The organism is Streptomyces sp. NPDC012935, assembly GCF_042900345.1.
Lineage (GTDB): Bacteria > Actinomycetota > Actinomycetes > Streptomycetales > Streptomycetaceae > Streptomyces.
In genome coordinates this window covers 96416-107997 of record NZ_JBIBBC010000025.1, presented here as the reverse complement: position 1 = coordinate 107997, position 11582 = coordinate 96416, and the positions used below count along the sequence as shown (strand labels likewise).

Annotated in this window: 10 protein-coding genes; 6 read left to right on the top strand and 4 right to left on the bottom strand. The window is 64.6% G+C overall.

The genetic code is table 11. The features are described 5' to 3' along the window. The 3 genes from ACFY5C_RS37990 to ACFY5C_RS37980 form a co-directional block, all read left to right on the top strand. Positions 1 to 423, top strand: a 423-nt coding sequence (locus ACFY5C_RS37990) for a phosphate uptake regulator PhoU (RefSeq protein WP_389453849.1), incomplete at its 5' end; no start/stop codon positions are given. 737 nt (positions 424 to 1160) lie between these two features. Further along, positions 1161 to 2129 carry an alpha/beta hydrolase gene (locus ACFY5C_RS37985; RefSeq protein ID WP_389453846.1) on the top strand — a complete coding sequence of 323 codons (969 nt, stop codon included), beginning with the start codon at positions 1161 to 1163 and terminating at the stop codon, positions 2127 to 2129. A 151-nt stretch (positions 2130 to 2280) separates the two neighbouring features. Further along, positions 2281 to 2991, top strand: a complete 711-nt coding sequence (locus ACFY5C_RS37980) for a DUF899 domain-containing protein (protein ID WP_389453843.1) — start codon at positions 2281 to 2283, stop codon at positions 2989 to 2991. A gap of 1366 nt (positions 2992 to 4357) precedes the next feature. On the opposite strand, the gene ACFY5C_RS37975 is transcribed toward ACFY5C_RS37980, so the two are convergent. Beyond that, on the bottom strand, positions 4358 to 5263 hold the full coding sequence (locus ACFY5C_RS37975) for a helix-turn-helix domain-containing protein (RefSeq protein WP_389453840.1): 906 nt from the start codon (positions 5261 to 5263) through the stop codon (positions 4358 to 4360). Positions 5264 to 5713: 450 nt separating this feature from the next. Between ACFY5C_RS37975 and ACFY5C_RS37970 the strand changes: the two genes are divergently transcribed. Together ACFY5C_RS37970 and ACFY5C_RS37965 are read left to right on the top strand one after the other, a co-directional pair. Further along, positions 5714 to 6661, top strand: a complete 948-nt coding sequence (locus ACFY5C_RS37970; RefSeq protein ID WP_389453837.1) for a restriction endonuclease — start codon at positions 5714 to 5716, stop codon at positions 6659 to 6661. 917 nt (positions 6662 to 7578) lie between these two features. Beyond that, positions 7579 to 8964: a HEPN domain-containing protein gene (locus ACFY5C_RS37965; RefSeq protein ID WP_389453834.1), complete on the top strand. Its 1386-nt coding sequence runs from the start codon at positions 7579 to 7581 to the stop codon at positions 8962 to 8964. A gap of 384 nt (positions 8965 to 9348) precedes the next feature. On the opposite strand, the gene ACFY5C_RS37960 is transcribed toward ACFY5C_RS37965, so the two are convergent. From ACFY5C_RS37960 to ACFY5C_RS37950, 3 genes are read right to left on the bottom strand one after another with little or no spacing between them, the layout of a single operon-like run. Further along, positions 9349 to 9732 carry a hypothetical protein gene (locus tag ACFY5C_RS37960; RefSeq protein WP_389453831.1) on the bottom strand — a complete coding sequence of 128 codons (384 nt, stop codon included), beginning with the start codon at positions 9730 to 9732 and terminating at the stop codon, positions 9349 to 9351. Next, the gene (locus ACFY5C_RS37955; RefSeq protein ID WP_389453828.1) at positions 9726 to 10154 is read right to left on the bottom strand and encodes an ATP-binding protein; all 429 of its coding nucleotides are present in this window, start codon (positions 10152 to 10154) and stop codon (positions 9726 to 9728) included. The genes ACFY5C_RS37960 and ACFY5C_RS37955 overlap by 7 nt, the downstream gene beginning before the upstream one ends. Positions 10155 to 10200: 46 nt before the next feature. After that, positions 10201 to 10608 carry an NUDIX hydrolase gene (locus ACFY5C_RS37950; protein ID WP_389453858.1) on the bottom strand — a complete coding sequence of 136 codons (408 nt, stop codon included), beginning with the start codon at positions 10606 to 10608 and terminating at the stop codon, positions 10201 to 10203. Between the two features lie 107 nt (positions 10609 to 10715). On the opposite strand from ACFY5C_RS37950, the gene ACFY5C_RS37945 reads away from it, so the two are divergent. Further along, positions 10716 to 11504, top strand: a complete 789-nt coding sequence (locus tag ACFY5C_RS37945; RefSeq protein ID WP_389453825.1) for a GntR family transcriptional regulator — start codon at positions 10716 to 10718, stop codon at positions 11502 to 11504. Positions 11505 to 11582: the final 78 nt, after the last annotated feature.

Sequence of the window (11582 nt, the reverse complement as noted above, 5' to 3'; positions counted from 1 at the left end):
GGCGACCTGGCCCAGCACGTGGCGAAGCTCACGCGGCTGCGCTACCCGGAGCGCGCGATTCCGCAGGACCTGCACGCCACCATCCTGGAGATGGGTCAGCTCGCGCAGCGCCTGATGGCGAAGGCGGCCGAGGTGATCGTCACCAAGGACGTCGACCTCGCGCTCCAGCTGGAGCAGGACGACGACGCGATGGACCTCCTGCACCGCACCCTCTTCCAGCACCTGCTGGACGAGCGCTGGAAGCACGGCATCGAGACGGCGGTCGACGTGACGCTGCTCGGCCGCTACTACGAGCGGTACGCCGACCACGCGGTGGCCGTGGCCAAGCGTGTGGTGTTCCTGGTGACGGGTGAGCACGCCGATGAGCTGCAGCCCGACATCCAGCCGGACATTCAGCGAGTTTCGGACGCCGAGGGCGCCTGAGGCGCACTGGGCGGGCCGGGTACGCCGGGCGGGCGGGGCGTGCGGGAGTGCGGGGGCCCGGTCGGGGCGTGCGCGCAAGCCTCCGTGCGCCGTTGATGCGCCCAGCGGGGCGGGCATGGAATGGGCACAGGCACCAGCCCCGAGGAGGCACCATGGCCGAATCCCCCAGCACTCCCGGTACGACGCCCGACCCCGCCCAGGTACGCCCGACCGAACAGCCCGCCGACATCAGGAGCCTCCCGCTCGTCGCCGCGTGCGGCTGCGGCTCCGGCTGCGGGTGCGGGTGCCAGTCGGGGAATCCTTGCCAGTGCGGGTGAGGGTGACGTTGAGGGTGTAGGACGCGGAGGTAGCGCGGCGTATGGCGCCGCGGATCTGCCGCGGATCTTGTGTGTGGCGGTCAGGGCTCCGGTGCGGATTTTCGCGGCGGGGCCCATTGCCGTAGTGGCGGCCGCGCATGCACCGGGTTCGCGGGGTGGCCTGGCGCGGGCCGGGCCGGGCCGGCGCAGCGGGCGTGGACGGTGCCGAATACGCCTGTCCCTGCAGGCCCTGACCCTCGTCCGCCTCCGGTCGAGGGTTGCACAACGCGCGTCTAGGATGGGGCATATCGCCCCATCGAGGGCCAGACCGGGGCTCCGCCCAGAGCCCGGGCCCAGCGGCGGCTTCGACGCCCACAGGGCAGTCACTACGCGTCCGCCGCTCTTTACTTTGGGCTTCTCCGCACTGCCAGGAGCATTGCCATGACTGCTCAATCCGCCTCGATCATCCTGGAGCGCCCGGCGCAGGAGCTGGCCGACGCGACCTCGCACCATCCGTTCCTGTACGAGCTGAAGCCGGCCGAAGCACGCAAGGTCCTCGACGACCTGCAGGCCGCGCCGATCGACAAGCTGCCGGTCGACGAGGAGTGGATCACCGTACCGGCCTCGGTGGGCGACGTACGGGTGCGCATAGTCAAACCGCAGGGCGCCACCGGCACCCTGCCCGTCGTGTTGTACATGCACGGCGGCGGCTGGGTCCTGGGCAACGCCGCCACCCATGACCGCCTGGTACGGGAGTTGGCGGTCGGCGTCAACGCGGCGGTGGTCTTCGTGGAGTACACGGCCTCGCCGGAGGCCCACTACCCCGTGGCCATCGAGCAGGGCTACGCCACCGCACAGTGGATCAAGCGTGAGGGAGCGTCCAAAGGCCTTGACGCCGGGCGCATGGCAGTGGCCGGCGACTCGGTCGGCGGGAACATGACGGCCGCGCTCGCCCTGATGGCCAAGGAACGCGGCGACGTCAGCTTCGTGCAGCAGTCGATGTACTACCCGGTGACGGACGCGGCCATGGACACCGGGTCCTACGAGCAGTTCGACACCGGCTACTACCTCAGCCGCAAGGCCATGGAGTGGTTCTGGGACGCCTACACCACCGACCCGAACCAGCGCGCGGAGATCACCGCCTCTCCCAACCGCGCCACCACCGAGCAACTCGACGGCCTGCCGCCCGCCCTGCTGATCGTGGACGAGGCCGACGTGCTGCGCGACGAGGGCGAGGCCTACGCCGCCAAGCTGCGCGCAGCGGGTGTCCCGGTCACGACGGTGCGCTACGACGGCGCGGTGCACGACTTCATGATGATCAACTCGCTCAGCGAGACCAGGGCCACCCGAGCAGCCGTGGACCAGGCCATCTCGCTGCTGCGCGATGCCCTCGGGACCGCCGCCCGCTGACCGGACATGGGCGGCTGCACGGCGCTTGTCCGACGCCGTCGCACGCATGGACATGCGCGTCCCCGGTCGGGCGCGCAGAAGCGTCAGCATGACCGTCGCCCGTGGTGGCGATGGACGACGCCCGCACTCCCGACTGGAACTCGAGGAAACCATGACTCTGCAGCCGATCGTCCCGCCCGATGAGTGGGAGGCAGCTCGACAGGAACTCCTGGTCGAAGAGAAAGCGCTCATGAGGGAGCGCGACGCCCTCGCCGCGAAGCGTCGGCGGATGCCGTGGATGGCGGTGGACAAGGAGTACCGGTTCGAGGGCGCGGCCGGCGGACTGAGCCTGCTCGACCTGTTCGAGGGTCGTCGACAGCTGATCGTGTACCGGGCGTTCTACGCACCGGACGTGACGACGTATCCGTCGACGGGCGGCTCATATCCGGAGCGGGCGTGCGACGGCTGCTCGTTCCTCGCCGACCAGGTGGCGCACCCGGCACATCTCAACGCACGGGACACGACGTTGGCCTTCGTGTCGCGTGCACCGCAGGCCGACATTCGAGGGCTGCAGGAGCGCATGGGGTGGCAGCTCATCCCTTGGTACACCCTGACCGACGGCTTCGACACCGACTTCGGTGTCGACCAGATGCACGGGACCAACGCGTTCATCCGCGACGGCGACCGGATCTTCCGCACGTACTTCGTGTCCGACCGGGGCGACGAGCAGATGGGCAACACCTGGAACTACCTCGACATCACGGCGCTCGGACGACAGGAGGAATGGGAGGACTCACCGCAGGGCTATCCGCAGACGCCGCCGTATCTCTGGTGGAACTACCACGACAGGTACGGCGCGACCCCTATTGCGGAGGGGGATTAGGAGCCCAGGGCCCCCTCAGTGGGCCCAGGCCGTGAAAACGCCCCCGATCCGCGCCTATGCGCAGGTCGGGGGCATGATCACAAAAGCTACTTCTTCTTGCCCTGGGTCTTGTCGGGGATCTTGGTGAGCTGGATATTTGCTGTTCAGGGGCAGTGGGACCGTGCACCTGGTGGTCGTCATTGGTCGTCATTGGCCACTGTCGAGCGGCCTCGGACGGCCCAGAGACGGCCCAGCCAGCACCCTCATGAGCGTCGGCTTACCGCGATACGCAGCGCCTCGAACCAACCCATGAAGAGCCACCTCAGCCACCAGAACCAACCTCTGCGCCTACGTTGCGGCTGTGGTTCCGGACGCGCCGGCATGCGCGGAAGTTGGGGAGGAGTAGAGACACGTGGGCTTCGGCTTCGCCGGCCTCCACCACCGTGCAGATGGCAGTAGCCGTTCCATCCGGCCGGGTTTCCGCACGCTCGTCCCTGCCGTGTCACCCCAGCGCAACGCCCCATGAAGCGAGTCTGGCAGAGCCTGCGCGGGCAGGGGCGACTGTGGGGCAACTGCTTGCGGGAGCTACGGAGCCTCACACGCGGAGCCATCAGCTTGGGAAGCTGCGGGCATTCGCCGCTGGTTCAGGGGATGACCTTGGCAAACGGTAGAGCTCGGGCTTCCTCGGTGACTGCAGTGTTCACCGTGATTCCCCTCTGTTCCCCGCTCGATCTGGTGCGCTCGTGGTGCGCGGCGGCTGCACAGCTTGATCAGATTGCGTCATCAGGCCAGTCATCTCGGCATCGGTTGCCTTAGGCCAGAGACGCACAATGAGCGGAGCTGGCGAAGGGCCAATCAGTGGGTACGGTCACCGAGATTCATCCGGGTTCCACTGACGCGTTCGGTTCGTAGAGTGGCGCGCTGCACGTGGACGCCAGTAACCACGCCCGCTCTACGGTGGTGAGTCGGGAGCGGGGCCCCGAGGACCAGCCTCGGAGCCCTGGGCTCTGTCAGTGGTGCTGGGTCCACCAGATCACCGCACCCACAAGGGCGGTACCGCAGGCCGTGGCGATGCCCCGGACCAGTCCGAAGCCCGCGGTGCGGGCAAGGGCCCGCAGAGTGCGGCGACACCTGCGGGGGTGAGCCTTCGCGCTGGTGGCATGGATGTGGGTCGACCAGGTGGCGTAAGAGCCCGTAGGCTCGGGGAGATGCATGCTGATGGTTTCCTCCTTGGGAGTGGGCCGTCGGTTCTTCACATGGGCGGCTCCCTGCGGGAACAGGGGGCCGTCGCCTTCTGAGGCGGCGGCCTGTGCCGCATCTGGCTCGGACGGTGCCGGCCAGTGTCTTCGGCGCCGGTTGCGGTGTGTCGCTCCGGCGGGTTTGCGTGTCATGCTCCGCGCCTCGTGAATACGAGGCGCGGAGCGTTGAGATGCTTCGCGTGGCTGAGGGCGGTGGCGAGGATGCCCTCGGGGGTGAAGGCGCGTGCTTCTGCTTCGCGATCCTTTTTGTTGATGTTGATGTCGTATGGCGGCTTGAGGACGTAGAGGGTCCGCTCGGCGCGGCCGGTCGGGGACTCGCCGGTCAAGAAGGCCTCAGACATGTACTCGAGGAGGAGTCCGGCCTTCTTGAGATCGGCGATGCCGCGGCTGACGGTCGCGGGGGAGATCCCGTACCACTTCGCGAAGTCCTTGTTCTGGGGGAGGGCGAAGGCCCTCTTGCGCAGGCTCATCGCGATCAGCAGCATTCCCTTAGCAGGCATGCTGAGGGTGTTGTGGAGACCCTGCTCCCAATACTCGAAGGGCAGTTTGAAGTAGATGTCCTTGCGTGAGCCGCCCGAGGGGACCGTGTACGGGTCCTCGGAGCCGTCTTCGAGCCGCTTGGTGATGCGGGTCTTCCGTCCGTCGGCGGCAGTACTGATCAGCTTGAGCTGCTTCAGCTTGGCCAACTGTCGGGAGACGGCAGCACTTGCTGACCCGTTGGTCGCGAAGGAGATGCCGGTGGCGCGTCCCCACGTCTCGTACCGCTGAGTCACCCCGAAGTCACCACCAGCGGTGATTGCGTGGATCAGCAGGTAGAGGTCGAACGCGGCGGGGCTTCGGAGGAGCTTAGGGAGCGGACCCGGTTTCTGTCTCAGCACCGGTCCTGGTTCGGTGTCCTGGACGAATGCGCGCCGGATGGGGACGGCGCGGCCGTGGCGCTTGGAGTCCTTGAGGAGCATGCTGATGGTGTCGTCCTGCGAGACGGGTATGTTCCGGTCGATCACGCTGAGTTCGGACTTCTTGGCGAAGGTCATGCCTGAGATTGTGCGGTCTGCGGGCGGCCGTTTGCGTCCGGGTTTCCCTCCAGTTGGCGCGCCCTGACGACGGGTCAGCGAACGGTCTATGAAGGAAATTAAGAAAATGACACAGATATAAGCAGTGTCTGACCTCTACAGTCCAGGTCAAGCGCGCACAGGATCGAGTGATCGTTAACGCCTCAGAATTTGATCTATAACTCGTTTGGATCCTGACCTCTTCTAACAGTGTCGGAGTACTCTGTGCGGTTCGCAGGGACGGACGGGGCTCCGGCGAGGCGTCCCGGCGCCAGCTGCCCATCCTCGGCCTAGATCCTCGTGGTGCTGGCGCGGGGCGGATGGTGGGTCATCGAAGCCCTCTGGGATCAAGCCCTGTCATACGGGCTGGTCATCGACCAATCGCGCGGTACCGTGATAGGTCGGTCATCGTGCTTAAGGAGGAGGGGGACGGTGCCGCAGCCCAACAACCGCAGTAAGGCCATCCGCCCGGCCGCATACACAGCACTCGTCGAGGCGCTGACCACGATCTACTGGAACAAAGACCCTTTTGAGCTGTACGTCCGAGCGATGTTGGGGGACCACAGTGAGCTCCTGGCGCAGCTGAGCTTCCAGTCGTCCACCAAGCGGGAAGTGTCCGGCCAGTTGGTCAACCTGCTGCAAGCCAATGAAGCCCGGTACCTCGACCTTACGGTCGCACTCATGCTCGACATCGCCGACATGGAGACCTTCCCTAACCTGACTTCCCAGCAGGATGGCGAAGAGAAGGTAGCCAAAGCGACGGCGGCCGTAGCGGAGTTGAGGCGTTGGACTGCCAAGCAGCGTGAGGTCATCGCGGAGCATGAGGCACACGCGGTCGCCATCGCCGAGAGCGCCAAGCAAGCCCAGGACGGCCGAGCGCTTGCCCAGGCTCATGAGGGGTTGAAGCAACGGTTCATCGTGATGCACTCGGCTACCAACCCGCAGCAGCGGGGGCGGGACTTCGAGGGCTTCATCAACGAGTTGTTCGCCCTGTACGACCTGGAGCCGCGGGCGGCATACAGCTTGGACTATGAGCAGATCGATGGTGCGTTCTCTTTCGACACTGACCACTACGTCCTCGAAGCTAAGTGGTGGCAAGAAGCCATCGGCCGTCGGGAGCTGGACGTCTTCAAGAGCAACATCGAGCGTAAGGGCAAGAACACCCTCGGCCTCTACATCAGCATGAGCAACTTCACCTCGGACGCCCTGGCGGTTTACAGCCTCAGCACGCCGTTCATCACGATGGATGGGGGCGACTTCATGGCTGTGCTCGACCAACGCGTCCGCCTGGACGAACTGATGCGCCGCAAGAAGCGCCACGCGAGCGAGACAGGGCATTGCTTCCTACCCGTTTCCAAGATCCTCTCTGAGTCGGACTGAGCACTCCGCATCCTGCCGGGCCGGATGGCACCAGGAACAGGTGGCAGCACTGCCCACCATCCGTTTGTGCTGTCCGCTCGCCAGCCTGGGACTTGCAGCCCAGCGTCGATTACACGAGCCTCATGGACAGTTGAGTCAGAGGCGGACAGGCCTCGCTGGATCAACCACTCAGGCTCTGAGGATCGCGTTTGAATCCTGTGGCCCCGGTGTACATGCCTGCCTGCTGGGTGCCGAGCAAGGAGGCATCAAGCCCCCGCAGCGCTCAGCTTGGTTCTTCTTCGGGTGGTCGCTGGGCTGACCTGCGGCGGGGTGGCTACGGGGGTCTGGCTAGCCGACGACCCAGTCCCCGCCATCCCCCGCGGTTCCCCGCATGATCTGGCACGACTTCGTCCCGAACTACCGGCAGGATGGTATTGAGGTCTGGTGGGCTGGTCAGTTGTCCGATGGGAGCCGCTGACGGTTGCGCTCTGGGGACGCCGGCCACGGACTGGGAAGATGGGCCGCTGCTTGGTGGGGGGACATCAGATCGAGCACAGCCAGGCTGGTTCAGCCATACGACGCACAATGGTCCGCCATCCCATCTATCGTGACTTTCTGTGCCTTCTCGACATCAAGTGGCGTCGACGGGCATGTATACCCCGACGGGAGCTGATGGGGAGGCACGTTGGGCAGCTTCGTTGATGATGGGATGCCGGTCTCGCGCGAAGGCTGGCCCGACGGGGTCTTGGAGGCTCTTGAGCCGTTCACACAAGGCGATTTCGTCAACTTTCCAGACCTCGTGTTCCATCGAGCTCGTACAGTCCCGTCACGCGTACGAGCCGGAGCTATGCAGAGGGATCTGAAACAGCAATCCCTGTGCGGCCGATGCGCCGCGTGACGATGTGGCTAGCATCGCCTGCAGAAAAAGGAAGTAGGTAATGGCGTCTATGGACCACTCTCAGCATGAAGGAATTTGGTGGCTTCCTGAACAAGACATTCCTGGGCGTCCGGGCACTCTAATCCTCGACCGTGACGGGGTTCATCTAAACCTTCATGGGGATCTGCAAATAGAAGTCAAGGCGAAAAAGGGGTCGTCTAATTCGGGCCTAGATTTGACAGAGCACCCGGTGATCCACGGGGAGACGCGGAATGAAGTGGAAGTCACCCTATTTAACGCTCGGAAACAGAACACCTCGCACCGGTTAATTGGAGAAACGAGCTATCGCCCCGAACTGGCACTCCTGGGTAGCCACGTGCTGGATCCGAAGTTTTCTGAGGTTAGGGCAGAAATAGACCAACTTGTCGATTGGATGGATGCGCCGCCACTTAGTGAGCAGATGAAGGGAGGTCGCCCATCATTTGGTTCTCTTGACCTACTTCAGGCGCGAACGAATGACGCCGACGTTAGGGTTTTTGTTCATACGCCGGGCAGGTATTCTCGCAGACGAGTAAACGTCGAGCAGAATTGCCAGGTATCCATTGTTTCCGATGGGCCAATGGACTGGCGCAGCATGATTGATTCCCGGATCAAGCCCTTTCATGATTTCTTGATGCTAGCGCTAGGTACGCCTCTTGCCATGAATGGACTGTATCTTCGACCGTGGAAGAGTCGAGAAATATGTACGGCTTACATGCAGAGGCGGTACCTTAAACCTGGTAAGGAGTCGCTCACCGAAGGTTGGTGGAATGCCCCGGCGAGACTGGCTGGGGTGCCTACCCTTCTGACGGCGGAAGATCGAGACGTAAACTTGCCGGAACTCGTTTCCCGCTGGTACGAACTGCACAATGAATTGCGCGACGTAATGTCCCTTTTGATGGCTCCCTTCTATGCTCCGTTCATCTATTCGGAACACAGATTTGCATCTTACTTCCAGGCCTTGGAGGCGCTTCACGCCAAGTTCTACGAAGCAAGAGACACGGGCAAGGCGCTCCACGCTCAGCGTGTTGAAAAGGCCATAAAAGCGATGGGGGGTAAAGGTCTAGAAGAGGATACTCTCAGCTGGGTTAAGAATGTTCTTACGGGACGCAATGACAAGCCGCTGCGGCGACGAGTGCTGGAAGTGGTTGAATCAACTGAAGATGTGGGTGATTATATTCTCGGTGTCGCTCCGAACTTCGCAAGGAATGTCGTGCTGGGGCGTACTGCAGTTTCCCACGGAGGTGCCAAGCCTGTGGCCTCAGAAAGTCAATTCTGGCATGGCGAAGTACTGCTCTGGGTGATGCGGACTCGGATTCTTACCGAATCGGGTGTGCCGCACGTTTATAAGAAAGCGGTCAAGAAGGATGACTTCCGGTATGCGGTCAATCAGATTTCTGAAGTTTGAGTCGGCTCTCAAGAACTAAACCTGTACTAGGCAATTGAGGTCGGCGGAGCGGCTTTGGGGTGGCGCTGCTTTGGCGCGAGTGATCTTGGCCCCGTAAGCTTGCGGCGCGTCGGGCAGTCTGTGGACCTGCCCGGTAAAGCACGACGTTGGGGCCATGATCTGCGAGGCTCGCGCCAAAGTGGCTCCGTAAAGCCGTGGAGCCGACCGCCCCAACCACGATTTACCCCTTCTCTGGCATCAGATGGCTGATTGCTGTGTGCGCGGCACGGGCGCCGGCCGGGCTGGAGCGGGGCGGAGACAGGAGCGCAGGCCCGGCCGGGGGCCGGGCCGCGTGCCGGGGAGCGGAGCGAGCCGCCTTGAACCAGTAGAGAAAGTTGTAACTCACTAGGTCTGCTGGGGCTTGAAGTCCTCAGTGCAGGCTGGGAGTTCAACGCCCTGGCGGTGCGCCAATGGCAGGAAGAGCGCCGGGCGGATGGTCCATGTCACGCAGGTGTCGGCCTGGCTGACCCTCACCTTGCAGGGCTCTGCCCGTAGCAGCGCCTGCCTCGTCTCGACGCGGCCGTCATAGAGCCAGTCCCACGCGTCGTCGCAGGCCTCCGGGTCCAACATGGGCGTAATCGTGCGGAGGATGATCGCGACCCATCGGTCTGCCTGAACCGCCGTGTCGGCGCCGAAGGACGCGACGAATGCCGGAGGTTGGCCGCCCGTGACGTCTTCGGTCCAGCACTCGCACCAGAAGCCGCGTCGGAGCTCTGCCGTCGTCAGCATGGGTGGGCTCCTCGGGATGCGTCGGTGAAGAGTTCCGCGGTGACCGTGTGGCCGTGGTCGCTGTCGTGGATCACCACTCGGTGAGCCAGAGTGCCGATCAGGGCTATGCCTCGGCCGCGTTCGGCTCCCTCCTCCTGGCGCTCTGCCTTCGGGGCCGTGTCCGTACCTCCGTCGTCCGTCACCGAGACCGCGACCACCTGAGCCGAGACGGCGACGACCAGGTGGAAGCTGCCGGAGTCGCGGCCGCTGGCGGTGTGGAGGAGGGCGTTCGTGCTCAGCTCGCTGACGATCAGTACGGCGTCCTCGGCTAAAGGGGAGCCACGCAAGATGTCGCGGGTCCATCGGCGGGCCCTGCTCACCTCTTCCGGGAAACCTGGGCAACTGAGCCCCCAGACCCGGGCTGTACTCGTATACTCGTGCATACAAGTTCCTTCGTGCTGGTAGGCCGCCATGTGCAGCGGGTTCGGGCTAGACGAGTTTCACGCCGTCATGGGCGCGGATGGCCGGCGGGGACGTTGCGTCGAGTGCGTCCAGGACGCGGATCGCGTACGCCTCATCGGCCAGCTCGGCGACTTCCTCGCGGGTGGCCCAGCGCAGGGCGCGGGTCTCGTCGCCGGTGGTGGGCGTGCCGTCGGCGGCTTCGCAGCGGAAGACCAGGGAGACGATCAGGCCCGTCATGTTCTTGTAGACGCCGGTGAGGGTCGCCGGGAGGGCGATCTTGATGCCGGTTTCTTCGAGGACTTCGCGTTGCAGGGCCTCGGGGATGGTTTCCTCGCGTTCGAGGACGCCGCCCGGGGGCTCCCACTTGCCGTTGTCGCGGCGCTGGATGAGGAGGGCCCGGCCCTGGTCGTCGACGACGACTCCGGCCACGCTCACGGAGTGCGGGCGTTCAGTGCTCACGTTCCTCGGCCCTCTCGGATGGCTAGGCTCTCCACCGTAGCAACAACACTCGCCCACTCGTCTAGATACCTAAAGGAGTACACGTGAGCCCTCTTTCTTCGGGCCTCCTAGGTGATCTCGACCCCACGAGCGATCGTGCGGTCTTCCGGCAGATCGCCGACCAACTGCGGGAGGCGATCGACCGTGGGCGATTCCGCGAGGGCGAAAAGCTGCCCTCCGAGGCTGAGCTGGTGGACCACTACGGGGTATCCCGGATGACGGTCCGCAATTCCTTCTCCATCCTCCAGGGCGAGGGCCTGGTGCACGCCGAGCACGGCAAGGGCGTCTTCGTCCGGCCCCGGCCGCCCGTCCGGCGGCTCGCTTCCGACCGGTTCGCCCGGCGACACCGCGAACAGGGCAAGTCGGCCTTCATCGTCGAGGCCGACGCGGCCGGCAGTCACCCCCAGGTCGACAGCCTTGAGGTCAAGGAAGAGAAGGCCAGTCAGGACATCTCCACCCGGCTGGGCTCCGTACGGCGTGTGCTGGCCCGGCGTCGCCGGTACCTCCTCGACGGGCGGCCGGTCGAGTTCGCCACCTCCTACCTGCCCCTCGACATCGCCCGCGGTACGCAGATCGCCGAACCCAACCCCGGCCCCGGCGGTATCTACGCCCGCCTCGAAGAGCTGGGCCACCGCCTCGACCACTTCGAGGAGGAGATCCGCGCCCGGATGCCCTCGCCCGCCGAGGTGAAGACGCTCCGGCTGGCCGCCGGTGTGCCGGTCATTCACCTGATCCGGACCGCCTTTGATACCGAAGGGCGAGCCGTGGAGGTCTGCGACACCGTGATGGCGGCTGACGCATACGTGCTGTCGTATCAGCTTCCGGCGACCTGATCGTCATGGTTTGCGATGGTGCGCGGGGCCGGTTCTCGGACTCGTACACCTCAACAGGCATACTCGTATAGACGAGTG

Excerpts from the sequence above, each read along its gene's own strand:
- ACFY5C_RS37980 (WP_389453843.1), top strand. The coding sequence starts at position 2,281 with ATGACTCTGCAGCCGATCGTCCCGCCCGATGAGTGGGAGGCAGCTCGA.
- ACFY5C_RS37955 (WP_389453828.1), bottom strand. The coding sequence starts at position 10,154 with ATGCACGAGTATACGAGTACAGCCCGGGTCTGGGGGCTCAGTTGCCCA.
- ACFY5C_RS37960 (WP_389453831.1), bottom strand. The coding sequence starts at position 9,732 with ATGCTGACGACGGCAGAGCTCCGACGCGGCTTCTGGTGCGAGTGCTGG.
- ACFY5C_RS37965 (WP_389453834.1), top strand. The coding sequence starts at position 7,579 with ATGGCGTCTATGGACCACTCTCAGCATGAAGGAATTTGGTGGCTTCCT.
- ACFY5C_RS37985 (WP_389453846.1), top strand. The coding sequence starts at position 1,161 with ATGACTGCTCAATCCGCCTCGATCATCCTGGAGCGCCCGGCGCAGGAG.
- ACFY5C_RS37975 (WP_389453840.1), bottom strand. The coding sequence starts at position 5,263 with ATGACCTTCGCCAAGAAGTCCGAACTCAGCGTGATCGACCGGAACATA.